Source organism: Vagococcus fluvialis, assembly GCF_048815235.1.
GTDB lineage: Bacteria > Bacillota > Bacilli > Lactobacillales > Vagococcaceae > Vagococcus.
Genome location: NZ_JBMEAO010000025.1, coordinates 1 through 24599, shown reverse-complemented (window position 1 = coordinate 24599; position 24599 = coordinate 1). Strand labels below are relative to the sequence as shown.

The following is a 24599-nucleotide window of genomic DNA, read 5'->3' as shown; positions in this document are numbered from 1 at the left end:
TAGTCACTTTAACCATAGCAGAAAGGGGTTCTTTTTTCATCACTTAACGGGTGAAGATGAAAAAGTAATTGTAAGCTGCCGTGAGGCAGTTTCACATGGTTTTAATTAAAAGTATGAATTATTCAGGATACATAATGTTTCTAAAATTAGAATAAATCCAATTTATTACACATCATACGACCCTTTAATGAACAGGGATACAATTGATATTTTTTTCACAATTAACGAAAGTTTAGATAATATCTTTTTTTATAGTTCGTTTTTTTTACAACAAATCTTTCTAACAAGCAAAATAAAAATTAAATAACATCTATTCACTTATTGTAGAAACTGTTTTGTATATTCAATTTTTTCTCATTAAAAACTAATATAAATAATTTATTCACAAGTTTATTTCTATTAGTTTACATTCAATAATTTAGCTACATGACATAACATATAAAAAAACTCAAAAACAAGGATAAAAGTATCATTGTTTTTGAGTTTTTACATCTCAGTAATTAATCTAAATATTTAACAGATAAATCTTTATTTAACCATGCATATGTCACACCAATAACTAATCCTCCACCGATAAAGTTACCAATAAAGGCTAATACGATATTAGTTCCTACTGCTGCTGCTGTCATTCCTGCCACAGCTCCACCAGAAGTGAAGAATGCTAATGGGAAATAAATAAAGTTAGCGATAACGTGCTCAAATCCTAAGAATGTGAAGATAAAGATAATACATAGAATCATTGAGAAGCGAGCCATATCATCTTTTGCTTTCATTGACATTAAAATAGCCAAGTTAACAATGATATTGGCAAACATTGCTTCTACTAAGGTTTGAAGAACACCTTTTTCAAACTTTCCTTCTACTATATGAACCAGGAAGTTATCAGCTGGTAAATTGTTAAAAGCACCAGTCATTGATAGTAAGTAAGCAAAAACAATTGCTCCAATTAAGTTAAATAGCACACAGACAAATAAAATTTTTGCAGCTTTTGATACTGATAATTTTTTTCGGTAAGCCGCAACAGACATATACATCATATTTGATGTTCCTAATTCTGCGTTTAAGAAGATAATTAATGATAAACCTAAACCAAAGGCTAAGGCATATAAAGCTTTTCCTACTCCACCATCAAATTTTAAACCTAACCCTATTGCGATTGCTGATCCTAAACTCAGGTAAAGAGTTGCTAAAATCGAGCGAACTGCATACCTTCCAAAGTTCGTGTCAATCAGTTGATTCTTCTTTGCAATTGATGCATCAATTGTCTCCATTAAATCCGATTTATATTCCATTTCTAAATCCCTTTCTACTCCTTAAACATCTGTTTAAATTTTTCTCTTATACAATCTATCATAATTAACTTCTTTATTGTATCTAAATTTGGAAAAAAACCGTCAAAAATCTATTAATTTTTATAATCATTATTTTTATTGACTATCACTAGTCATTCATTGTATAATATAATTTGTGTAAAATAATGCAGCTAAAAAATAAACAGCTCGTTATTAGTTTGTTTGCCTTTTTAGGTTCAATTGAGTAGCCACGGCTGCAAGGGTGAAGATTGAAAAATAAACTAAGCGGATGTTAATATTTTTAAGAAATTATTTTACTCCAAAACAAAAGAAATTTATTGGAGGAATTATTTATGTCACGTTATACTGGACCAAGTTGGAAATTATCAAGACGTTTAGGCGTTTCATTATCAGGAACTGGTAAAGAATTAGCTCGTCGTCCTTACGCACCAGGTCAACACGGACCTAACCAAAGAAAAAACAAATCTGAGTACGGCTTACAATTAGCTGAAAAACAAAAATTACGTCATACTTACGGCTTAACTGAGCGTCAATTCCGTAACTTGTTCGTAGCTGCTGGTCAAATCAAAGAAGGTAAACACGGTGTTAACTTCATGATCTTACTAGAGCAACGTTTAGACAACGTAGTTTACCGTCTAGGTTTAGCTACTACACGTCGTCAAGCTCGTCAATTTGTAAACCACGGTCATATCTTAGTTGACGGAAAACGCGTTGATATTCCATCATACCGCGTTGAACCAGGACAAGTTATCTCTGTTCGTGAAAAATCTAAAGATGTATCATTCATCAAAGAAGCTGTTGAGTCTACATTAGGCCGCCCAGCATTCGTAAGCTTTGATGCTGATGCTTTATCAGGTAGCTTAACTCGTTTACCAGAACGTGAAGAGTTATCACAAGAAATTGATGAGTCATACGTAGTAGAATTCTACAACAAATTACTTTAAGATTATCAAAAAAGCCAAAACTTTTTCAAGTTTTGGCTTTTTTCTTTATCCTAATAGCATATTAAGTCCTACATAAATTAAAACAACTGGTACAATGAATCGTTTATATTGAATCATCTTATCTTTCACTTTTTGATGGCGAACTAAATTCATCGCTAACACACACCAAGCAGCTGTCATGATTAAAAAAACTACTATTGAAAGTCCCATCTCTTGAACCCCTAATGGACTAAACAATGAAACATAAACAGCAATATTATCAGTTCCATTTAATAATGTTAATAAGACAACTTGACTTACCAACTTATTATCTTTTTTATCTAACCCTTCTGACTCGTCTTCTTTTTCAAAAAAAGTTTTCACCCCTAACAGAATAGGAATAATCCCTAACCACTTTAAATCAAACAAATCTAATTTCCCTATCGTATAACTAATAATCACGCTGATAGTTATTAAGGTTCCCATTCCAATATATTGACCAATCACTATTTCTTTTCTTTTTTTAGGTAAACTATATAAAGCAAAAAACATAATCAATAATAGTAAATCATCTATGTTCGTTGCGATAAATAAACTAATACTTGTTAAAATAAGAGAAAACATTTCATCACCATACTTTCTTCAAAACTAATTGTATTTTACTCTAATTTATTAGATATTTCTTCAAAATTACTTTACCCTTTCTTAACTACTATAGTTTATAGTATAAATATCTTTAATTAGTGGATGAACTTGGTGTTATACCTGTATAGCTGAAAGTTTTTTCCTATATGTATAGTGTAGGTTCGACTCCTACCTTCCACGTAAAAAAACAAAAAAAGAACGTCTATATCAACGTTCTTTCAAGGTTGGTTATTCCAAAATGGAATAACCATTTTTTATTTAGATAACTTCATAGCATCTTTAAAGACATTCATCATACTCTTATCACTATAAACAAGCACTGTAGATTTATACGCTTTAGCTGCAAGTTTCAATAAAATCACAATACTTATAACTAAAACGCCTAATGAAATTAAAATTTCCATATTAGTCGCTTCATAGTTAGCAATTCTTATTGGCATCGCAAATGATGATAAGAATGGTATAAATGACATGATTTTAATTAAGACACTTTGCGGATTTGCCATACCAATCATCATACTTGGTAAAAATCCTGCCATAATAATATAAGTCACCGGTGCTGCTGCTTTCGCTGAGTCTTCAGATTTATTAACTAAAGAACCCATAAAAGCAGATAAAATAGTATAGATTAGCACACCAAATAATAAGTAAAGAAGATTGTATCCTAATAAACCTTTTAAAATTTCATTTGGAGATACTACTTCAAAAAATTCTTTAACAGCAGGAATATCTTTAACAAATAAAAACCCTGCTAACCCAGTGACTAAGTATACTGCGACTTGAGTCAAAATAACTAATGAAATACCTGTTATTTTACCATAAAAATGTTTAGAAGCTGTTGTACTTGAGAGAATAACTTCCATAATACGAGTACCTTTTTCCGAAGCCACTTCTTGAGCTGTAATTGTAGAGTACAACATAACAATCATGTACATAGTAAAAACAACAATCATACTAACCATTACCATAGCAGCTTTATTACTCTTATTCTCTTCAATTTTACCATCTTTAATCACAACTTGTTTTTCAGAAAAAGTTGCTGGTGCTAATAACTGTCCTACTTCTTGTTCCGTTAAATCTAAAGATGCTGTATTCATACCTAATTGTAATTGATTTAAGTTCTGTTGAATCACCGCACTATCAGTTGTTCCAAGTGATTTCACACCAGTATAATTTGCTTCTAAGCCATTATCATTTAACGAAATAACCAAATAACCATCTATTTTTTCATTGGCTAATGCTTTTTCAGCTTCTTCTTTTGTTTTAATTTTATTGTCGATTTTAAAATCTTTTTTAGTTTGCTCAACAAAAGCACTCTGAACATCTTTTGACTCACTTATAACAGAAATGTTATTTAATTCAGAAAACTTACTATTCATATAGCCACCGCCATAGACAAATCCTAACATTAATATAGGCGCAATTATCATCATAACAAAACTAACTGATTTAACATGTTTTTTATACGTTTCAAGTGCTACTACCCAAAATTTATTCATCTTTTTCGCCCACCTTTAATTTAAATATTTCTTCTAATGTTGGTGGTTGTTGATTGAATACTGGTAGGTAATCCGTTAATTTCATCGCTTCATCAAATATCACTTTACCAACACTTGGCTCTTCTAATCTAATGTTGTACGTATTTGCTCTTTTTTCTACTACTTCAAGGACACCTGAAATAGCAGATAACTCGTCTTTTGACATACTTGTTTCAATTTGTAATTGTGTTCTGCCAAACTGTTCACGAATATCATCAACTCGGCCATTTAATACCATTTTCCCATTCTTCAACATAACTAAATGGTCACAGATTTGTTCTACATTTTCCATGTTATGACTTGAAAAAATAACACAAGATCCTTGATCTTTTAATTCGATAATTCCCTGTTTTAATAACTCCGCATTAACTGGATCTAATCCACTAAATGGTTCATCAAGAATAACTAACTTAGGTTCATGAATCAAAGTTGAGATTAATTGAACCTTTTGTTGATTCCCTTTTGATAATGACTTAACTTTATCTGTTTTCTTACCTTTAACTTGGAATTTATCCATCCATTTATCAATTAATGGAACAATTTCTTTTTTCGTTTTTCCACGTAATCGGCCAAAATAGATTAATTGGTCTTCAATCGTTACTTTCGGATATAATCCTCTTTCCTCAGGTAAGTAACCAATTTGATTGTAGTCATCTTCATTAATATCCCGGTTGTCCCAATGGATTGTTCCTTTATCTTGATCTAAAAAATTCAAAATCAATCTAAATGTTGTTGATTTTCCTGCTCCATTTTGCCCAATCAACCCTAAAATTTTACCATCTGGTATACGAAATGAGACATCATCTACTGCTTTCATGTCACCAAATGTTTTTGTTAACCCTTCAACTTCTAACATACAAATCCTCCTTAAAATAATCCGAAATAACCTGTTACAAAACCAATGATGCCTCCTAAGACACCACCGATTAAACCAGCAAATATTAAATCAATAAAAAAATGTTGCCTTTTGGCATATCGTTTTGGTTCTTTAAAATAAGCCTGACGCTTAGAATAAATTAATTTGTAATACAACAGTAGACTTAGCATGACAATTGGAAACATTAAACTAATCATTGTCACTCCGCCTATTGTGTAATAAATAGATGGCATAGATAAAAGGAACTCTTTTGTCATCGGCATTTTCATTAATAATACCCCGATTAAACCTATCAGAACAAAATACAATGAGTTTAAAAGCATCCACTGTCTTTCTTTACTCAATCTTGATGCATAGCTCTCCTCATCTGTATAAACAGCCTCTGTTCCAATATCTGATTTAAAAATAAAATAACGTTGTCGATAACTTGTCACGCTTTCCCAACCTGCTGCCTGATAAATATCTATGTACTCATCTATTTCACTTTTTTTACCTGGATAAAAATCAATTACTACTTGAGCTTGTTCTTGCTCCACTTGTTTTAATCGATAAAAACCTAACCAATGAATCTTATCAATTAACCACCCTTCAGAAAGCTCTCTTTCTAAACGCTGACTTTCCATTTCAGCATAAAATGCTAACCCTTTTGAAAACAAATACTTTTTCCCTTTAATGATCAATCCAACTCACCTCGTAACTCTGAAAGTAATCTTTCACCAGCAAGATAAAATAGCTTTCTTCTTTCTACTTCAGCTTCCAAAGCTTGTACACCTAAATCAGTTATCAAATAAACTTTTTTACGATCATCATCTTGCTCTAGCGTAATTAATTCACTTTTAACTAATTTTTTTAAGATGGTATACATACTTGCAGGCCCTATAGAAACTTTTCCATCTGTAATATCAGAAATGTCTTTCATAATAGCATAACCATGTTTTGGCTTTAACAACGCTAAAAGAATTAGATAATTTGAGTCTGTTAACGGCTCATTCACCTGTCCATCTCCTTTCATTAACAACTATATCGTAAGAAGATATATCATTGAGTGATATATCACTTAACGATATAGTATCCAAAATAGAATAGTTTGTCAACACTATTTATAAAAATTAATTGTTACCTACTTTAAAAAGACATTTTATTAAGGTTAGTCAATCATAAAAAAGAAGGTTTAGTCGTTAATAACTAAACCTTCTTTATAAAACCAATTAATTAACAACTGGAAATCCGCCTGAGTTAACACCCATCTGTTCACGGATTTTTATTAAATCTCCTACTTGTTCACTCGTTAAGTGCTCTGCTTTTTTTATTACTTGATTTGTATAAGTTGTTAACATAGCAAAATGTTCTAAAGATTCCATTCGATAATAAGCTTCAATTAAATCTCTTCCCCATGTTAATGCACCGTGATTTGCTAATAAAACAGCATTATAGTCTGTACAGTAAGGAGCAATCGAATCAGGTACTTCTTGAGTTCCAGGTGTTGCGTAAGGAGCCACCAATACGTTCCCTAAAGTAACTATAGCTTCTGGACACAGCGCTTGATTCAAAGGAATCCCAGCAATAGCATATGCTGTTGAAGCCACTGGATGAGCATGAACAACCGCTGTTACTTCAGGATTTTCTTGATATACTCGTAAGTGCATTTTAACCTCTGAAGAAGCTTTTAATCCTTCTGATAATTGGTTTCCTTCTAAATCCATTTTAACAATCATATCAGGAGTCATAAACCCCTTACTAACGCCTGTTGGTGTACAATAGACTATCCCTTCTGATGTCTTAACTGATATATTCCCGTCGTTAGCCGCTACATAACCACGATCATATATTCTTTTTCCTATATCGCAAATACTTTGTCTTATTTCTAACTCATTTTCTATTTTCATTTACTTTCATCTCCAATTAAATCTTTGTTTACACTATGTTTTTCTGCGTTATATCTTAGTTGTTTCTTACTTCAATCTTTTTTTCATGATATACTATAAGAAAAGAAAAAAGGTAGGTACCATATGCTTCCCATTGTTAGAAAAGAAAAAATAAAAGAACTTATCAGAGAACGAAACAGCATGTCTGTTATAGAACTTTCAGAAACATTCAAACTAACAGAAGAGACCATCAGAAAAGATCTGAGCCAACTTGAACGAGAAGGTTTTTTAAAAAGAACTTACGGTGGAGCTTATATAACCGAAGGCGTTCAAAATGAAATTGATATTAACTTTAGAGAACACATTCATATAGAAGGTAAAAGAAAGATAGCTTTCGCCTGTACAGAATTTATCAATAACGGAGATTCTATTTTCCTAGATGCTTCCACTACTTCTTTTTATATCGCACAATCTGTCAAAGAGAAACGTTTAACCGTGACTACCAATTCATTAAAGATTGCAAATGAATTAGCCACTCAAAATCAAATCAATTTAGTTGTTATTGGCGGTAATCTTAGCCCAAACTCGATGTCTCTTCTTGGTAAACAAGCTGAAACCAATATGACTAATTACTTCTTTGATAAAGCGTTTATCTCATGTCGTTTTTTAAATATCGCTCATGGCATTACCGATTCAAATGAGCAACAAGCTGAAATAAGAAACATCGCTCTAAATAGAGCCAATACAACTTATCTAGTTGCTGATTACACGAAATTCGATCGAACAGCCTTTAAAAAAATCTGTTCATTTGATGATATCGACTTTTTAATTACAGATAATCATTTAAGTGATGAATGGGTTACTTTCTTAAAAGAAAAAAAGATTACTTACAAAGAACATTACTAAGCTTGTTAAAAGCCAGTTAGTTAACTAACTGGCTTTTTTCATGTCTTACTATTAATTCAAATCAAATAACTCACTAATAGCTTCTTTGTAATTCCCTTTTAAGATACCTTTTTCTGTAATGATTCCAGTAATTAACTCATGACTGGTTACATCAAAAGCAGGGTTATATGTTTTAACACCTGTTGGAGCCATCGGTGTTTCATACCACATATCCGTTATCTCACTTCCGGGTCTTTCTTCAATTTCAATATCATCCCCAGTTGCACATTTCACATCAATTGTTGATAGCGGCGCGCAAACATAAAATGGCACTCCGTAATGTTTTGCTAAAATCGCAACCCCTGATGTCCCAATTTTATTAGCTGCATCTCCGTTTAATGCTACTCGGTCACAACCAACAAAAATAGCGTCAATTTTTCCCTCTTTCATAACAATCGAAGCCATATTATCACAAATTAAAGTTGTATCAATACCTGATTCTACTAACTCCCAAGCTGTTAACCTTGCTCCTTGTAACAACGGTCTTGTTTCATCTGCATAAACAGAAATATCTAAGCCTTTATTTTTAGCCACATAAACCGGCGCTAAGGCTGTTCCAAATCCAGTTGTTGCAATCGCACCTGCGTTACAATGAGTTAAAATAGTCATACCATCTTTTAGTAGTTCAGAACCAAACTCACCAATATTTTGACAGACTTCTTTATCATCTAATAAAATTTGATTAGCTTCTTCTAACAACGCTTCTTTCACTTCAGATACTGTTTTATCTGCTTCTTTTTCCAAACGAGACTGCATACGTTCTAAAGCCCAGAATAAATTAACTGCTGTTGGTCTTGAAGATGCTAGATAGTTTTTAGATGTCATAAAGTCTTCTTTAAACGCTTCAAATGTTGTAGCTGTTGACGCTTTTGCTCCTAAATAAACACCATAAGCTGCGGCTACTCCTATTGCAGGAGCTCCTCTTACTTGCAATTTATAAATAGCTTCCCAAATACTTTCTTGAGTTGTTAAATGTAAATATTCTACTTTATTTGGTAACAACGTTTGATCTAATAAAATTAATTCACTTGTTTCATCTTTTAATTGAACTGGTTCGATAAATGCTTCCATGTTTTTCCCTCACTTTTAATTAAATAATTGTTGATAGTTAGCACCTGATTTAAAACGACTTGCCTCTTTAATTAATGTCTTACCTATCAGTAAAGCTTCTTTTTCTGCTAAAATACGTTTTTCTTCTGGTAAGTTAGTTATATCAGCGACATGAGCAAGGCCTATTACTCTTCGTAATAACTCCGTACCAGCATAAGAAGCTGTATCTCTTAATAATTGAGACAGATACTCTTCTTTAAAGCCTGACACTTTAGCCATATCATCTGTTACTATTTGATCCCATTTTAAACGATACGCTGAAACAAACTCATCCAAAGTTTCTCCCAATACTTTATTAACCCAAACTTCAAAAACTTCTGGAGCTTTTTCTATATGTTTAACATGTAAAATAGAGAAAATAAAATGAGCCATAACATTACCTACGTCGTATCCAGCTGGACCATAAAAAGCAAATTCAGGGTCAATTACCTTCATTGAATCACTTTTAGCAAATATCGAACCTGAATGTAAATCGCCATGAATCAACGATTCTGTTCTTGTCATAAAATCAAATTTTAATTTAGCTACTTGTAACTTCAATTCATCATCTGACCAAATCAACTCTTTAACGTATTCTTTTGTTTCAGGTAGCATATCATTTCTTGAACAATCATAGTAAGGTTCTGTAAAAACTAAATCCTCTGAAATTTCGCATAATTCAGGATTAATAAAATTTTTCACTAATTCTTTTTTCTCCAAATGATTCATCACGACGTCACTTGTTGGAAGTAGTGTTTCAACCATAAAGTTAGCTAATTCTTTTGCCAATAACGGAAAAGATTGATATCCTAATAAGCCAGCTCTTAAAATGACATGATCAGATAAATCTTCCATAGACGTACAGTTCATCTTATCATCATATGAATAAACCTCAGGAACTTTACCATTTGTTAACTCATATTGTAATTTTAAAATTTCTGATTCAATCCGATTACGATCAGGAGATAATTTTATGTCATCTGAAATTCTTGCTTCAGGACCTGCTTGTTTGATAATAACTGATTTTTCATTGCTATAAACTTTGAAAATATAATTAAGGTTACCATCACCAATTTCTACACACTCTAATTTATCTCCTTGACTAAAGTAGCCTAATTTTTCAATTGAATAAGCAATAGCATCTTCTTCATTAAATCGGAAATACTCTTTATTAAAATCTCTTGTCGTCATATTTCTTATCTCCCTATTTTTTTCTGTAGTATGTCAGTGTCAAAGCAAATGCTAATACAATTCCTTTAACAATATCCATCGCATAATAAGGAACTGACATCATCACTAAACCATTTTGTAAAATACCAATCAAAATAGCTCCAAACAAAGTTCCAATAGCATTTGCTTTTCCAGAACCACCAATTGATAACCCAATATAAGACGCTGCAACGGCATCCATTAAATAAGGAGCTCCTGGATTCACTTCAGCTGTCATCACACGAGAAGCTAAAATAATCCCACCGATAGAAGCTAAAATCGCAGATAATACGTAAGCAATAATTCTATAGCGATCTACATTAATTCCCGACAGTCTTGCTGCTTCCATATTGCCACCAATAATATACATATAGCGTCCATGTTTTGTGTATGTCAGAAAAATATGAACTAAGATAACAATTACAAACATAATAATAATAATCCAAGGTACTTTTCCTAATTTAGCAAAAACACCACTAATTTCACCAGGTGCTACTAATCCATTAGGCATAATCATTTTTTCAGAAATCATAGCCCCTTTACTGTAGGTCAAAGCGATTCCCTGATATACAAACATTGTCGCTAATGTCATTAGCATGTCTGGTATTTTCACTTTTACAATCATAAAAGCATTAATTAACCCCAAAACTGCAGCTACAGAAATCGCAGCTAATATTGCTACAAATGTATTTTGTTCGTACCAAACAAACATTGAAATAACAATTCCTACTGAAACTGATGCAACTGATCCAACTGACAAATCAAATCCACCCACCGTTAGTGAAATGGTCATACCAATTGCTATAATCGTTACAATAGAAATAGATCGTAAAATAGTTATGATATTATCTTTAGTTAGAAAACTTTCAGAAGCAATGCTAAAATACACGACTAATAAAATGATGGTTAAAAAAGTACCATACTTATAAACAAAATCCATCACATTCTTTTTTTCTTTTGGTTTTATTTTTGACTCTATAACTTGCTCCACTTTAATTTCCCCCTGTTGAATAATATAAGAGTTCTTCCTCAGTTACTTGAGAAGTCACTACCTCTTTTACAATTTTCCCATCATACATGACATAACTTCTGTCAGTTAAACCTAGAATTTCAGGAAATTCACAGGTTGCATAAATAATCCCTTTACCTTCTGCTGCTAACTTAACAATTAGTTCAAAAATATCTTTTTTGGCACCGACGTCAACACCTTTAGTTGGTTCATCAAATATATAAATTTCTGAATCCACTGTTAACCATTTACCAATCGCTACTTTTTGTTGATTCCCACCAGATAAATTTTTAACTTTCGCTTGAACAGATGGCGCTTTAACTGCTAGTTGATCGACTACTTCTTGAGCATTGTGCTTTTCTTTTTTTAAGTTTAAAAAAGTTTTTAGATAAGAAAACTTCCCTAAATTAACAATACTTGCATTAGAAGTAATGGTTTCCTCTACTAAAATTCCTTCTTTTCTTCTTTCTTCTGGAACAAAAGCAATTCGATTTTTCACAGCAACATAAGGATTTTTATTTTTTATTTTTTTACCAGCTAAAAACATTTCACCTGTCACTGGCTTAAATTCGCCAAATAACGTTTTACATAATTCTGTTTTTCCTGCACCAACTAGTCCGGAAATCCCTACTATTTCACCACTTTTAACTGTCATGTTGATACCTTCGAGTAATCTACCATCTGATAAATTTTTAACTTCAAATAGCGTATCCCCATGTTCAATCGATTCTTTTGGAAATTGATCGCCCATTTGTCTACCTAACATCAACTCTACAATTTCTTCTTGATTGGTTTCACTTATCAATTTACGTGCAACAAACTGTCCATCTCTCATAACAGTAATATCGTCACAAATGTCAAATAACTCAGGTAAACGATGGGATATAAAAATAATAGAAACATCCTTTTTCTTTAGCTCATTAACAATTCTAAAAAGTTCCTTTGTCTCAGAATTACTTAAGGGGGCTGTCGGCTCATCTAATATTAAGTACTGACACTTAAAAGAAACAGCTCTTGCAATTAATACCATCTGCTTTTCAGCTAAACTTAATTCTGAAACTAACTTTTTAGAGTCAATTGTTAAATTAAGATCATCTAATATAAGTTGCGCTCTTTGATAGATATCTTTCCAACGAATAATGCGATTTTTTTCTTTTACTAAAACTAATTCATTTAATAAAATGTTTTCAGCTACAGTAAGATAAGGTATCAGTGCTGTATCGACTTCTTGATAGACAATCTGAACACCGACATTTTGGGCATGTCTAGGGCTTTTAATAGTGCATGATTTCCCGTTTATTAATATTTCCCCAGTATAATGGTCGTAAGAACCTGCTAAAACTTTCATCAACGTTGACTTACCAGCTCCATTAGCCCCAATTAATGCATGAACTCTTGCTGATTGAGCAAAGAATTCTACATCATCTAATGCTTTTACTCCTGGAAATTCAATTGATATATTTTTCATTTCTAATTTGACCATAGCTAACTCCCTTATCTTTATTTATTATTTTTGATTACTTTCTTTTAAATCTGTCATCCACGGTTCAACAAATTCATCCGATTTACCCCAACCTTCAACAACTTCAGGTAAATTCTCCATTGTCACATCAGAACCATGTTCTTTTAATTGTTCTTGAGTAATTAACGTTGGTGCAATAGTATACTCAGCAGGTGTTTCTTCTTTAGCTATTTTCTTAGCTAAAATTCGCATATTAATCTCACCAATTAATTTAGGGTCACAAGCTGCTGTTGCTACCCAAGGACTATTTTCAGCTTGCATGGCTTGTAAATCTGCATTAGACACATCAATACTAACTAACGTTACATCATCTCTATTTGCTTCTTCTAAGGCACGGTAAGCTCCCATTCCAAAAGCATCCCACGTAGCAAAAATACCATCCATTTTACCTTTTCCATGTTTTGTTAACATAGCGCCTACTGCATTTTGAGTTTGAACACTTGTGTCTGCTGCTACTACGCCATAACGATCTAATTCTTTATAACCAGGATTTTTCTCCATAAAAGATGTATAAATTTTGTTTCTTTTAACCATAGGTACCAAACCATCTACCCAAAGGTAAGCAAAGTTCGCTTTATCTCCAAGACGTCGATGTAATTCTTCCAAAGCTAAATTAGCTAATTCCTCATCATTCTGAGAAGTCATTGTTACCCCTTCTATTTCAGAAATTTCTGCTACCGAGTCAAAAGTTACTACAGGTATACCTTTGTCAGTTAATTCCTTAACTCCTTGAGCAGTTGCAGCATCATCTCCATGGGAAATAATAACACCATCATATTTTTTATCTCCAGCTTGTTTGATAGCATCATGGAATTTAGCTGTATCACCATTTGCTGAGAATGTATCCACTGTAAATCCTAATGATTCTCCCTCTGACTTAGCTCCTGCTAAATATTGAGCTGTGTGATCATCTCCACCAATTTTTCTGATAACCATAATTTTAGTTTCTTTTTTTAATGCTTCTGGTGTACTTTCTGGAAAATCAGTAGCTTCCTTCCCTTTAGAAGAACTACCACTTCCACAACCTACTAATCCAACACCTAAAGCTAACATCCCTAAACCTAATAACCATTTCTTACTCATTTTCATTTAAAATCCTCCTCATTATCTTTTGACAAAAAATAAAAGCTCTCTAAAGAGCTATATTACTTAGTAACTTATCCATCTCATCTTTACTTTTTATAAGCAAAGACGAACTATCTACATTTTAAATAACACTTCACCGAAACAAATAACGAATGTGTATCCCCTTTCATTTTTGGTTAACAGAATTATACCACCTGTTTTTTACAATTTCAACGTTAATTAACCATACTTATTCTTTGTTTATCTTTGTTTGTAGTTATTTTAGTTTGTTTTATAGTGGTTTTGTAAATATAAAATAACTTTAATAATTTATTTAACCTCTTCAAAACCCAATATTATCAATAAATAAACTTAAAATTTCTTAAATTCAATATGATAGCAAATTATTTTTATAACAATAATAGTTTTTATTACTTTAAAACCGAATTTTATTTATAATCCCCTTTTATTTTGTTCGCAAACACAAAAAAGCCGTTTATCATTTGATAAACGACTCTGTTTAATTCAATTATTTTTAATGGTAGTAGTCAAAACGACCTTTTTTAAGAAGTGTTTTAGTTCCACCAGTTGTTACTAATGATTTATTGATAATGTTTTTCTTCATGATAGATCCAATATAACCTTTAACTTCTTTGCCCATAACGTTACCTAAACCAACGTTATTACCAATTGAAGCTACTGTTCCTAATGGTTTGTACGCAAAAGCTTCTACAGATTGGTTGTTTAATTTAGCAGCTAAAGCATTACCTAAATAAGCACCTTGTTGTAAAGCGATTTGAGCTGTTGTTGGGAATGGACGACCTGAGTCACCATCCATAACAGCACTAACGTCACCAATCATAAATACTTCTGGATATCCAGCTACAGATAAATCAGATTCTACAACAACGCGTCCACGACGCTCGTCAAATCCTGATTCACCCACAACAGCACTACCACGTACTCCTGTTGTCCAAATAACTGTATTAGCTGTTAATTCTTTTAATTCGCCCTCTTGTTCGTAAACAACAGTGTTTTCTTTAATCTCTTTAATAGGAGTTCCTACGATAAAGTTCACACCACGTTTTTTAAGAACATCAATACCATATGTTCCTAATTTTTCAGAGAACATTGGTAATAAAGTAGGCATTGCTTCAATACAAGTAATTTTAACTTTGTCAGCTGGGAAGTTTAATTTTTCAGCTAATTTAGGAATACGGTTAGTAATTTCTCCTAAATACTCGATACTTGTAAACCCTGCTCCACAAACAGCAATTGATAAATCTGCTTCATCTTTTGATTTAGCATAGTTAGCTAAATTAGCATCTAAGTACTGACGAGCTGCTTCAGCCGTTTTAATATCTACTAAAGGTTTTGAGAAATCATTTACTCCAGGGATACCAAATGTCTCTGATTCAAACCCTAAAGCAATTACTAAATAATCATAAGTGATTTCACCTTTTTTAGCTAATACTACTTTTTTCTCATCTTTTTTAATTAATGTTACTTCATCTTGGATAAAAGTAACTTTTTTGCTATCAATAACGTCAGCAATATTAAAGCTAATTTTACTTCCTGGTTCTGTTCCTGCAGCTACCTCATGTAACTGAGTTGATTCGTAGTGATACTCGTTTTTGTTTACTAAAATAATTTCAGCATTAACATTTTTCTTTTGCAATTGTTTTGCTGTTTTTAATCCAGCATAACCTGCTCCAAGAATAACAATTTTCGGCTTGTTCATCTTTTCCTATTCCCTCCATACATTAATTCTATTTCACTATAGGAGTATTTCACAAAAAAGTCAATTGATTGAAACTATTACAGTTAAATTTCTCAATTTACACAGTTTATTTCTCTTTTAGAGTACGTGAAAAGTACCATAAACTTAAACTATTAACGATACTAACGAATGCTCCGTATAGTAATAAATGATCAACAAATTTTGAGCGAGATAAACCAAACGCATTTAATTCAATTAAAATGACTGCTAAGCCTAAAATAAAGGCACTCATCGTGATTTGACTGGTAAAAGCAAGTACTTTTTGTCCTACTTCAGATTTTTTAGCAACATTCCCTCGATAGTAAAAATAAAGCATAGAGACAAAAATAGCGACAATCAACGTTGTATTAATAATTAAAGACACAAATATTCCCCTTTGATATGTTTTTTGAAAAATCTTTTTTATTGTACCATTTTATATACAAAAAAACCACGTTATTCTATTTTAAAGTGTGTCACAATAGCTTTAGCAACGTTTTTGGGCATTCCTTTTTCTATCAACTCTTCTTCAGTTGCTTCACTTATATTTTTTACGGATTTAAAATTTTTGAGTAATTCCTTTTTACGTTTTGGTCCTAAACCTTCTATATTATCCAACTTAGAAGCAAAGCTTGTTTTACTTCTTGTATTTCTATGGAAAGTTATCGCAAATCGGTGTACCTCGTCTTGGATTCTTTGGAGTAAGAAGAATTCAGAGGAATTTCTTTTTAATGGTACAGGTTCTAAGTCTGTTCCAAACAGTAAATCACTGGTCTTATGCTTGTCATTTTTCGCTAATCCCGCAATTGGTATATCTACACCTAACTGATTTTCTAATACCTCTTGGGCCGCATGAACTTGCCCTTTTCCTCCATCAATCAAAATCAAATCTGGTAAAGGAAGGTCTTCTTTTAACACTCTTGAATAACGTCTAAAAATGACTTCTTCCATAGACGCATAATCATCTGGCCCTTTAACTGTTTTAATTTTAAATTTACGGTACTCATTTTTAGCAGGTTTACCATTAATATAAACAACCATGGCTGAAACAGGGTTAGTCCCCATAATATTAGAGTTATCAAATGCTTCAATCCGGTACGGTGTTTGAATATTCATGATATCACCAAGCTTTTCAACAGCTCCAATAGTTCTCTCTTCTTTTCTTTCAATCAGACCAAACTGCTCTTTTAAATAGATAGCAGCATTTTTATTAGCCAGTTCAACTAATTTTTTCTTTTCTCCTCTTTGAGGTTGTAATATTTTAGTTGGCACAATCGCTTCAACATCTTCTTTGGTTATTTCTTTTGGAATCAATATTTCTTTTGGAATAAAATGACGATTATCTAAATAGAACTGACCAATGAAAGTTAAAAAATCTTCCTCCGCTTCTTTATAGAAAGGAAAATCAAACACACGTCTTTCAATCAGTTTACCTTGACGGACAAAAAAGACTTGAACAACCATCCATCCCTTATCAACAGCAAATCCAAACACATCACGGTCAATGAAATCCGCATTTGTCATTTTTTGTTTTGTCATAACTGTTTCAATAGCGTTTATTTGATCACGATACTCAGCCGCTCGTTCAAATTCCATATTTTCTGCCGCTTGATTCATCTTTACTTCTAGTTTTTTTTGAACTTCTGTATACCCACCACCGTTTAAAAAGTGTTTAATTTCTTCTACTATTTGTTTGTATTGTTCCTCAACTTCTTCGTTAATACATGGTCCTAAACACTGACCCATATGATGGTATAAGCAAACTTCATTAGGAATATTGTTACATTTTCTTAACGGATACATTCTATCTAACATTTTTTTTGTTTCGTTAGCCGCTCTCACATCTGGATAGGGACCAAAATACAATGCCTTGTCCTTTAATACTTTTCTTGTAATTAACAATCTTGGTGCTTTCTCGTTTGTTATTTTTATAAAAGGATAAGATTTATCATCTTTCAACATAATATTGTATTTCGGCATATTTTTTTGAATCAGATTAATTTCTAACAGTAAAGCTTCTGTATTTGATTCAGTTACAATGTATTCAAAATCTACTATTTCACTTACTAAACGTTCTGTTTTAGTATCGTGACTTCCAGTAAAATACGATCTTACTCTATTTTTTAAAATTTTAGCTTTTCCTACATATATAATGGTTCCATTTTTATCTTTCATTAAATAGCAGCCAGGTTGGTCTGGCAACAAAGCTAATTTATTTTTAATTGTATCGTTCATGACTATCACTCCTTGCAGTCTCTCGACATAAGTATAACAAGAGAAATAAAAAAAAGCATTCAGCAACGATTATCTTGCTGAATGCTTCATTATTTTATAAATGTTTGTCAATAATTGGACTAAGTTGTGCTTTTTGATGAACTCCTACAATGTTCTCAACTACTTGGCCATCTTTGAATAAAAGCATGTTTGGAATACTCATGATACCAAATTGTTGGCTTGTTGCTGGGTTTTCATCAACGTTAACTTTTACAAATTTAACTTGGTCTAAATAGTCTTCTGACATTTGTTCTAAAATAGGTGTTTGCATACGACAAGGTCCACACCAAGGAGCCCAAAAATCTACCATTACTAATCCTTCACTGATTTCTTCAGCAAAATTTTTATCTGTTAAATCTAATAACATATCAATAACACTCTCCTTATGATTGATTATAATTGAATTATACCAAAGGGGGTACTTTATATCTAATCATTTGCTTGGTATTAAAAAGTAACTATTGTTGCCCCGTCTCCCCCTTGATTGGCTGGCGCATATTCAAAACTTTTCACTCGTCGATGACTTCTTAAATAATCTTGAACGCCTTTTTTCAAAGCTCCTGTTCCTCTACCGTGAACGATAGTTACTTGAGGATAACCTGCTAAGAGGGCTGCATCAATGTATTGATCCACTTCTGAAACAGCTTCTTCAAAACGTTTACCTCGTAGATCTAATTGGGTTTTCACTGAACTACGGCTTCCACCACCATCGCTTTTAATCGTTGTCATTCTTCTAGCCGGCTCTTTTTCTGGTGCAAGTAAAGTCATACCATCTTCTGAAACAGCCATTTTTAAAATACCTAATTGAACTTGCCATTCTTTGTTACCTGTTTTACTAATTAACGTGCCTCGTTGGCCAAACGCTTCAACAAGAACATCATCACCTGGTTTAAAGTTTTTCTTCTCTTTTGCTTTTTTAAGTACTTTATTTTTAGCTAGATGTGTTTCTTCATGTTTTAAATCAGATAGTTGCGATTTAACATCAATGAACTCATGCTCTTTCACTTTGCTTGTTGATTCACTTCTGATTTGCATTTGTCTAATATCTTGTATTAAACTCTCAGCTTTTTCTTCTGCTTCTGCAATGATTTCATTAGCTTTCACTTTAGCTTTATTCAATTCTTTTTCACGCTCAGTAAAGAATAACTCATAGGCTTCTTTTAAGTCACGATGTAATTCTTCTGATTCATCTACGTGATGACGCATCTCTAAGTATTCAGTTTCTGTCATTTTACGTTGATTTTCTAAATCTGAAATCATTTCATTTAAATCTTGACTCTCACCATCAATGATTTGTTTAGCTTGGTCAATAATACTTGTTGATAATCCTAAGCGTTTTGAAATTTCAAAAGCGTTACTTCTTCCTGGAATACCGATTAATAATCGATAGGTTGGACTAAGGGTATCTACATCAAATTCCATACTCGCATTAATCGTACCTGTTCGGTTATAACCATATACCTTAAGCTCTGGATAGTGAGTTGTTGCCATCACATACGCACCTGTTTGACCGACTTGATCTAAGATTGAAATCGCTAGAGCGGCTCCTTCTTGAGGGTCAGTTCCCGCTCCCAACTCATCAAATAGAACTAAACTATCTTCATCTAAAGATTTTAATATAGAAACAATATTGGTCATATGAGAAGAGAACGTACTCAAGTTTTGTTCAATGGACTGTTCATCCCCAATATCAGCATAGATATCTGAGAACACACCAATCGTACTACCTTCTTGAGCTGGAATAGGTAAACCGGATTGTCCCATCAACTGCAATAGACCTAATGTTTTCAATGTTATCGTTTTACCACCTGTATTAGGTCCTGTGATAACAATGGCTTGATACGCTTCACCAATAATAATATCATTTGCCACTACTTTGTCTGAATCAATTAAAGGATGTCTTGCCTCTTTTAATGACACAAATTTTTCTTGGCTTAGTGTTGGTACAACACCTTGTATCTGTTTTCCAAAATGAGCTTTGGCATTAATGAAATCTAATTTTCCAATAACAAATGCATTTTGCAAGACTTCTTGTCTATATGGTGCTAATTCATTAGACAATTCTGCCAATATTCTTTCTATTTCTTTACGTTCAGCAATTTGATGTTGACGTAATTTATTGTTAAGTTCAACCACTTGTCTCGGTTCTACAAAAACGGTTTGTCCTGAGGCACTTTGATCATGAACTACCCCACCAAAATGACCACGGTATTCACTTTTGACAGGAATAACGTAACGTTCATTTCTCATTGTTACGATGGTATCACTTAAATACTTACTACTTCCACCTCTTAAGATACTATCTAACTGGTCTTTGACACCTTGTTCAGAACGTCTAATACTTTGACGAATACTTTTTAGCTCACTTGAAGCCTCATCTGTCACATGACCATCTTCATCTACAGAGATACGGATTGTCTTAGCTAACTCAGGTAGAGCAATCATTTTTTCGCTCCACTCGTATAGCGTTTCTAATTCTATTTCAAGTTCTCTTAAATCCTCAAAGAAATTTTGCAATTCAGTTACGGTTCTTAATACTCGACCTACTTGAGCTAATTCTAGCCCATTTAACATCGCACCTATTTCAATACGTCGCATATGTGGTTTAATATTTTCTAATACCGGAATTGGAATACCACCACGTAGTCTCAGCACGTCAAATCCGTCTTTTGTTTCAATTAAATACTCTTCGATTTTATCAAAATCATTTAAGGGTGTTAATTGTTGAATATGCTCTTCACCTAATTTGGTCACAATATGTTGCGCCAATAATTGTTTCATTTTATCAAACTCTAAGGTTTGTAATATTTTTTTATTCATTATGTACTCCTTCATTTGTCCTACCACTAAAAAAAAGAGAGGCAAAACATCTAGTCAACTGATGATAGACTATACCTTTGACCTCTTGTTATAAAATAATTTTCGTTATCCACCAGTTATTTAGCCAACTTGAAACAAGTGGCGTAGAATCAACTAGGGTTCTTGCTAACCAACTTTTCTTAAATAAATTTTGAATGAAATCCATTGGCAGCATAGCAAGTAGTGTTAAAATCATAGTTAATCCAACTAAGGTTAAAACTGTGCTTAAAAGAGCTCCAGCCAAGTCATTTCCCTCTTTTATTATAGGGATAAATGTTAATCGATAGCATAATACACCAATAAAACGCGTAATTAACCATCCGATAAATATGATTAATACAAAAGCAAAACCTGCATAGAAAGCTTTGTCTAAATCAAATATTAAGTTCTTATCAAACAAGACTAAACTTGTTTTTTCTGTTGGTGCCGGATAAGGAACTAAAAGCTCCAGTTTTTTTCCTAAGCTTTTATATTTGCTGTGAGCTACCATAAAAGAAATGATGTAACCTGCTCCATAAACAAGCTGTAACATTAATCCTCGCCGATACCCCGCATAAAAACTTGTTCCTAAACATATAATTATTAAAATTGTTAACATCGTTTCAAACCTTACTCATTGATTATTTTTAATTATTTTTTTTATGATCATTGTTGCGCTGAATTTTTTCTTTCACTTGTTGGTTTAACACTTTTTGAACTTCAATATGGTTCAGTGTTTCTTCCTCAGTTAATTGTCGCTTCTCTTTAATGATTGCTTGTCTTGCTTCTTTTTCTCTTGCTTCAATACGGTCCAGTCTTTCTTCTAATTCTCTTACTCGGCCAATTTCAGCTTTTAACTGATCAATTTCATTTCTCTGATCCAAAATAGTTTCTTGCTGTTTCACTTGAACCGATATGGTATTAATTGCAAGTAAAATAGCAGCTTGTTCATTTGTTAAGCTTGGGGATTGTTGTTTAATCTGCTCGATTTGTTCATTCGCCAAATCATTAACAATCTCCATATGATAATGACTTTCTGTTCCAATAATTGTATAAGTCTCGCCAGCGATTTTAGTCTTATAGCGCTTCATTTCTTCTTGTGCCATAACGCAACCTCCTAACTACATAGAATCAATTATTTCTTACCGTTTTACCTTAAGCTTAATTATATAAGACTTTGAATCAAATAACAATTTTATCCATCAAAATTAATGGAACTTTTCAAAACTATTTCTTTATAATTTTATTATTGATATAATGACCAATGAAAATAATATCTGGAGGAGATTTAATGAGTCAATCTATTACGCTCGTTTGTAGTAAAGAAACCATCTCAAAAATGAATACATTGTACCAAGCAAACTTATCTAAGACACCTCCTTACGCTACTTTTTCTGCTAAATTACCTGGTGTAACGATTACTGCTTATCAATCAGGGAAAGTATTGTTTCAAGGGACTCAAGCAGAAAGTGAAGCAAGTAAATGGGGAGAAGTTAAACCTACGACTCCTTCAACAAATAAAAAGTCTAATAAAGATTCTTCCACTTTACCTACTGGTTTTGCTAATTGGTCTGTTGTAGGGAGTGATGAGGTTGGAAATGGTAGCTACTTAGGTCCTGTTGTGGTTTGTGCTACTTACGCTAAAAAGGAACAACTACCTCTTCTTAAAGAATTAGGAGTTAAAGACTCCAAAATGCTAACGGACACTATGATTCGAAAAATTGCTAAAGATTTGGTTCATGTAGTTCCTTATAGACAATTGATTGTGACACCTGAAAAATATAATGAAATCCAACCAAACTATAATGTCAATCGCATGAAAGTTGCCCTTCATAATCAAGCTCTTTTTCTACTTTTAAATGATTTAAAACCTGAAGAACCGCAAGGCATACTAATTGATCAATTTACAACAGAAAATAGTTACCGCAATTATTTAAAAAGAGAACCTAATCAAGTAACAGAAAATTTATATTTCAAAACTAAAGGTGAACAGTATCATTTATCTGTTGCTGCGGCTTCTATTATTTGTCGCGCAACATTTTTAGAGGAACTTGATAAAGCCAGCCAGGAACTTGGCTTTACTGTTCCATCTGGAGCTGGGACTAAATCTGATCAAGCAGCTGCCAAAATATTAAAACGAGGTGGTATGCCCCTTCTGAATAAATATGCTAAACTCCATTTTGCTAACACTGAAAAAGCCAAAAAAATCGCCTTTAGATAAAATTAATTTCTCTAAGGTGATTGATAGCCTTTTTTCATTATTTTGGGTATAATGTTGAGTGAAGTTAAACGAAAAGAAATGAGGAATGTACAAATGACAGATAATCACAACCATGATCATGACCATGATATTCATGACCACGATGCAGATGATTTAATCACTTTAATTGATGACGAAGGAAATGAAATTCTTTTCCGTATTCATTTAACAATTGATGGACAAGAAGAATTTGGTAAAGACTATGTTTTACTATATGACGCTAGTTCTCCAGAAGGTGAAGAAGTTGAATTATTAGCTTACGCTTACGAACAAAAAGATGGCGAAGCTGAAGGACGCTTAACTGAAATCGATTCTGAAGCAGAATGGAATATGATTGAAGAAGTATTCAACGCTTTTGAAGCAGAAGAAGAGTAATCAAAAAGAGGGAATTCCATGATGGAATCCCCTCTTTTTTGTTTAGTTTATTGCAAAGAGAATGAGATTAGTATAATCATCAATACACGTTTGTAATACAATTGCTTCTCCTTGATAAGGACTAGTAATTCTATCCCAAGTATCTTCACCTGTTTGAACCTCATAACCAGAATTATCAACAACCCAAATATCAACGACATGATAGGTCGTTAGACGAGCATTACCATCAGTCACTCCAACTTCTGAGCCAATAGAAAGCCCAAATAAAACTGAGAAAATCCCTGGATTATGACCGATAAAATGTGTCGTTAATCCGTCATCACCATTTTGTACTGAAGCTCCACCCCACGTGGATACCATATTGTAATCGTTATCAATTATTGATTGACCATAAACCTCACCACCATTTTCATAGAAAATAGTTTGGTTATTTATATACATAGCCATTGGTTGAATTTTATTTTCTACTTGTTGTGTTTCAAATTCTTGAGAAATTTCAACACTCTCTTCAACCATCACTTCTTCTTTTACAATTTCTTGATCTATAATGACTTCTTCAATATCATCTTGAGTCGTTAATGCTATCTTTTCTGTACTCTCTACACTACTATTCTTATCGACTATCTCTGCAGTTGTCTCATCTGAATCATCTTTCCCCAAAGTCTCTTCTGATACAATCTGCTCTCCCCAGTTAGGACCATCTACTTGTACGACTTCCTCTTGATTTTCAACAAGAACCTCTTCTTTAGTAGCAGCCAGAACTGTGTCATCTGGTTCTATAATAGATGCCACTTTCCCAATAGTAAATAACAATAGTAACGATATCAATCCCCTATAAATTTTAGCAGTCAACTGATTTTTCCCCTTTTTAGTTTATTTTATTACTAATCAGTCAGACTAAATACTCACATCATCCCCCAGGTTGTGACGAACCCCCGTCATATTAATTTTTCTTGTTTATTTATTACCTGAATAATTCATACTTTTAATTAAAACCATGTGAAACTGCCTCACGGCAGCTTACAATTACTTTTTCATCTTCACCCGTTAAGTGATGAAAAAAGAACCCCTTTCTGCTATGGTTAAAGTGACT

Annotated in this window: 24 protein-coding genes; 4 read left to right on the top strand and 20 right to left on the bottom strand. The window is 32.7% G+C overall.

The window, feature by feature from the left end:
- Positions 1–500: 500 nt before the first annotated feature.
- The gene (locus ACODH8_RS13575) at positions 501–1292 is read right to left on the bottom strand and encodes a formate/nitrite transporter family protein (protein ID WP_332467031.1); all 792 of its coding nucleotides are present in this window, start codon (positions 1290–1292) and stop codon (positions 501–503) included.
- 353 nt (positions 1293–1645) lie between these two features.
- Between ACODH8_RS13575 and rpsD the strand changes: the two genes are divergently transcribed.
- Positions 1646–2257, top strand: a complete 612-nt coding sequence (rpsD, locus tag ACODH8_RS13570; protein WP_332467032.1) for a 30S ribosomal protein S4 — start codon at positions 1646–1648, stop codon at positions 2255–2257.
- Positions 2258–2302: 45 nt separating this feature from the next.
- Here rpsD and ACODH8_RS13565 read toward each other — a convergent pair whose 3' ends face one another.
- From ACODH8_RS13565 to ACODH8_RS13540, 6 genes are all read right to left on the bottom strand, one after another.
- Positions 2303–2860: a cadmium resistance transporter gene (locus tag ACODH8_RS13565; RefSeq protein WP_332467033.1), complete on the bottom strand. Its 558-nt coding sequence runs from the start codon at positions 2858–2860 to the stop codon at positions 2303–2305.
- A 275-nt stretch (positions 2861–3135) separates the two neighbouring features.
- Positions 3136–4380, bottom strand: coding sequence for an ABC transporter permease (locus ACODH8_RS13560; RefSeq protein ID WP_332467034.1), 1245 nt, complete (start codon positions 4378–4380; stop codon positions 3136–3138).
- The gene (locus ACODH8_RS13555; RefSeq protein ID WP_332467035.1) at positions 4373–5275 is read right to left on the bottom strand and encodes an ABC transporter ATP-binding protein; all 903 of its coding nucleotides are present in this window, start codon (positions 5273–5275) and stop codon (positions 4373–4375) included. Before ACODH8_RS13555 ends, ACODH8_RS13560 begins: the two co-directional genes overlap by 8 nt.
- A gap of 11 nt (positions 5276–5286) precedes the next feature.
- A complete protein-coding gene (locus ACODH8_RS13550) occupies positions 5287–5976 on the bottom strand; it encodes a DUF2812 domain-containing protein (protein ID WP_332467036.1) in 690 nt (229 codons plus the stop codon).
- Positions 5973–6290: a PadR family transcriptional regulator gene (locus ACODH8_RS13545; protein ID WP_332467037.1), complete on the bottom strand. Its 318-nt coding sequence runs from the start codon at positions 6288–6290 to the stop codon at positions 5973–5975. The genes ACODH8_RS13550 and ACODH8_RS13545 overlap by 4 nt, the downstream gene beginning before the upstream one ends.
- A 214-nt stretch (positions 6291–6504) precedes the next feature.
- A complete protein-coding gene (locus ACODH8_RS13540; protein WP_332467038.1) occupies positions 6505–7182 on the bottom strand; it encodes a class II aldolase/adducin family protein in 678 nt (225 codons plus the stop codon).
- A 123-nt stretch (positions 7183–7305) separates the two neighbouring features.
- On the opposite strand from ACODH8_RS13540, the gene ACODH8_RS13535 reads away from it, so the two are divergent.
- A complete protein-coding gene (locus tag ACODH8_RS13535) occupies positions 7306–8067 on the top strand; it encodes a DeoR/GlpR family DNA-binding transcription regulator (RefSeq protein WP_332467039.1) in 762 nt (253 codons plus the stop codon).
- A 51-nt stretch (positions 8068–8118) separates the two neighbouring features.
- Here ACODH8_RS13535 and mtnA read toward each other — a convergent pair whose 3' ends face one another.
- From mtnA to zapA, 12 genes are all read right to left on the bottom strand, one after another.
- Positions 8119–9177: an S-methyl-5-thioribose-1-phosphate isomerase gene (gene mtnA / locus ACODH8_RS13530; protein ID WP_332467040.1), complete on the bottom strand. Its 1059-nt coding sequence runs from the start codon at positions 9175–9177 to the stop codon at positions 8119–8121.
- A 15-nt stretch (positions 9178–9192) separates the two neighbouring features.
- Positions 9193–10386, bottom strand: coding sequence for an S-methyl-5-thioribose kinase (gene mtnK / locus ACODH8_RS13525; protein WP_332467041.1), 1194 nt, complete (start codon positions 10384–10386; stop codon positions 9193–9195).
- Positions 10387–10399: 13 nt separating this feature from the next.
- The gene (locus ACODH8_RS13520; protein ID WP_332467042.1) at positions 10400–11395 is read right to left on the bottom strand and encodes an ABC transporter permease; all 996 of its coding nucleotides are present in this window, start codon (positions 11393–11395) and stop codon (positions 10400–10402) included.
- Between the two features lies 1 nt (position 11396).
- Entirely contained in the window at positions 11397–12896 is a 1500-nt protein-coding gene (locus tag ACODH8_RS13515; protein ID WP_420503814.1) for a sugar ABC transporter ATP-binding protein, read from the bottom strand.
- A 24-nt stretch (positions 12897–12920) separates the two neighbouring features.
- Positions 12921–14024 (bottom strand): sugar ABC transporter substrate-binding protein, encoded by a 1104-nt coding sequence (locus ACODH8_RS13510; protein ID WP_332467044.1) that lies wholly within the window; start codon positions 14022–14024, stop codon positions 12921–12923.
- 511 nt (positions 14025–14535) lie between these two features.
- The gene (locus tag ACODH8_RS13505) at positions 14536–15741 is read right to left on the bottom strand and encodes an NAD(P)/FAD-dependent oxidoreductase (protein WP_332467045.1); all 1206 of its coding nucleotides are present in this window, start codon (positions 15739–15741) and stop codon (positions 14536–14538) included.
- A gap of 106 nt (positions 15742–15847) precedes the next feature.
- On the bottom strand, positions 15848–16144 hold the full coding sequence (locus ACODH8_RS13500) for a hypothetical protein (RefSeq protein WP_332467046.1): 297 nt from the start codon (positions 16142–16144) through the stop codon (positions 15848–15850).
- A 71-nt stretch (positions 16145–16215) separates the two neighbouring features.
- Positions 16216–17994 (bottom strand): excinuclease ABC subunit UvrC, encoded by a 1779-nt coding sequence (gene uvrC, locus ACODH8_RS13495; RefSeq protein WP_332467047.1) that lies wholly within the window; start codon positions 17992–17994, stop codon positions 16216–16218.
- Positions 17995–18088: 94 nt separating this feature from the next.
- Positions 18089–18400: a thioredoxin gene (trxA, locus tag ACODH8_RS13490; protein WP_332467048.1), complete on the bottom strand. Its 312-nt coding sequence runs from the start codon at positions 18398–18400 to the stop codon at positions 18089–18091.
- Between the two features lie 80 nt (positions 18401–18480).
- On the bottom strand, positions 18481–20853 hold the full coding sequence (locus ACODH8_RS13485) for an endonuclease MutS2 (RefSeq protein ID WP_332467049.1): 2373 nt from the start codon (positions 20851–20853) through the stop codon (positions 18481–18483).
- Between the two features lie 88 nt (positions 20854–20941).
- On the bottom strand, positions 20942–21490 hold the full coding sequence (locus ACODH8_RS13480; RefSeq protein WP_332467050.1) for a CvpA family protein: 549 nt from the start codon (positions 21488–21490) through the stop codon (positions 20942–20944).
- 28 nt (positions 21491–21518) lie between these two features.
- A complete protein-coding gene (gene zapA / locus ACODH8_RS13475; protein WP_332467051.1) occupies positions 21519–21977 on the bottom strand; it encodes a cell division protein ZapA in 459 nt (152 codons plus the stop codon).
- 185 nt (positions 21978–22162) lie between these two features.
- Here zapA and rnhC point away from each other — a divergent pair, with 185 nt between their 5' ends.
- Together rnhC and ACODH8_RS13465 are read left to right on the top strand one after the other, a co-directional pair.
- Positions 22163–23092, top strand: a complete 930-nt coding sequence (gene rnhC, locus ACODH8_RS13470) for a ribonuclease HIII (RefSeq protein ID WP_332467052.1) — start codon at positions 22163–22165, stop codon at positions 23090–23092.
- A gap of 93 nt (positions 23093–23185) precedes the next feature.
- Positions 23186–23506 carry a DUF1292 domain-containing protein gene (locus ACODH8_RS13465; protein ID WP_332467053.1) on the top strand — a complete coding sequence of 107 codons (321 nt, stop codon included), beginning with the start codon at positions 23186–23188 and terminating at the stop codon, positions 23504–23506.
- A gap of 42 nt (positions 23507–23548) precedes the next feature.
- Here ACODH8_RS13465 and ACODH8_RS13460 read toward each other — a convergent pair whose 3' ends face one another.
- On the bottom strand, positions 23549–24358 hold the full coding sequence (locus ACODH8_RS13460) for a sortase domain-bontaining protein (RefSeq protein ID WP_332467054.1): 810 nt from the start codon (positions 24356–24358) through the stop codon (positions 23549–23551).
- Between the last annotated feature and the right edge of the window lie 241 nt (positions 24359–24599).

Bases quoted from the DNA above. Each gene is read 5' to 3' on its own strand.
- ACODH8_RS13575 (WP_332467031.1), bottom strand. From the start codon at position 1,292: ATGGAATATAAATCGGATTTAATGGAGACAATTGATGCATCAATTGCA.
- rpsD (WP_332467032.1), top strand. From the start codon at position 1,646: ATGTCACGTTATACTGGACCAAGTTGGAAATTATCAAGACGTTTAGGC.
- ACODH8_RS13565 (WP_332467033.1), bottom strand. From the start codon at position 2,860: ATGTTTTCTCTTATTTTAACAAGTATTAGTTTATTTATCGCAACGAAC.
- ACODH8_RS13560 (WP_332467034.1), bottom strand. From the start codon at position 4,380: ATGAATAAATTTTGGGTAGTAGCACTTGAAACGTATAAAAAACATGTT.
- ACODH8_RS13555 (WP_332467035.1), bottom strand. From the start codon at position 5,275: ATGTTAGAAGTTGAAGGGTTAACAAAAACATTTGGTGACATGAAAGCA.
- ACODH8_RS13540 (WP_332467038.1), bottom strand. From the start codon at position 7,182: ATGAAAATAGAAAATGAGTTAGAAATAAGACAAAGTATTTGCGATATA.
- ACODH8_RS13535 (WP_332467039.1), top strand. From the start codon at position 7,306: ATGCTTCCCATTGTTAGAAAAGAAAAAATAAAAGAACTTATCAGAGAA.
- mtnA (WP_332467040.1), bottom strand. From the start codon at position 9,177: ATGGAAGCATTTATCGAACCAGTTCAATTAAAAGATGAAACAAGTGAA.
- mtnK (WP_332467041.1), bottom strand. From the start codon at position 10,386: ATGACGACAAGAGATTTTAATAAAGAGTATTTCCGATTTAATGAAGAA.
- ACODH8_RS13515 (WP_420503814.1), bottom strand. From the start codon at position 12,896: ATGGTCAAATTAGAAATGAAAAATATATCAATTGAATTTCCAGGAGTA.
- ACODH8_RS13510 (WP_332467044.1), bottom strand. From the start codon at position 14,024: ATGAAAATGAGTAAGAAATGGTTATTAGGTTTAGGGATGTTAGCTTTA.
- ACODH8_RS13505 (WP_332467045.1), bottom strand. From the start codon at position 15,741: ATGAACAAGCCGAAAATTGTTATTCTTGGAGCAGGTTATGCTGGATTA.
- uvrC (WP_332467047.1), bottom strand. From the start codon at position 17,994: ATGAACGATACAATTAAAAATAAATTAGCTTTGTTGCCAGACCAACCT.
- trxA (WP_332467048.1), bottom strand. From the start codon at position 18,400: ATGTTATTAGATTTAACAGATAAAAATTTTGCTGAAGAAATCAGTGAA.
- ACODH8_RS13485 (WP_332467049.1), bottom strand. From the start codon at position 20,853: ATGAATAAAAAAATATTACAAACCTTAGAGTTTGATAAAATGAAACAA.
- ACODH8_RS13480 (WP_332467050.1), bottom strand. From the start codon at position 21,490: ATGTTAACAATTTTAATAATTATATGTTTAGGAACAAGTTTTTATGCG.
- zapA (WP_332467051.1), bottom strand. From the start codon at position 21,977: ATGGCACAAGAAGAAATGAAGCGCTATAAGACTAAAATCGCTGGCGAG.
- rnhC (WP_332467052.1), top strand. From the start codon at position 22,163: ATGAGTCAATCTATTACGCTCGTTTGTAGTAAAGAAACCATCTCAAAA.
- ACODH8_RS13465 (WP_332467053.1), top strand. From the start codon at position 23,186: ATGACAGATAATCACAACCATGATCATGACCATGATATTCATGACCAC.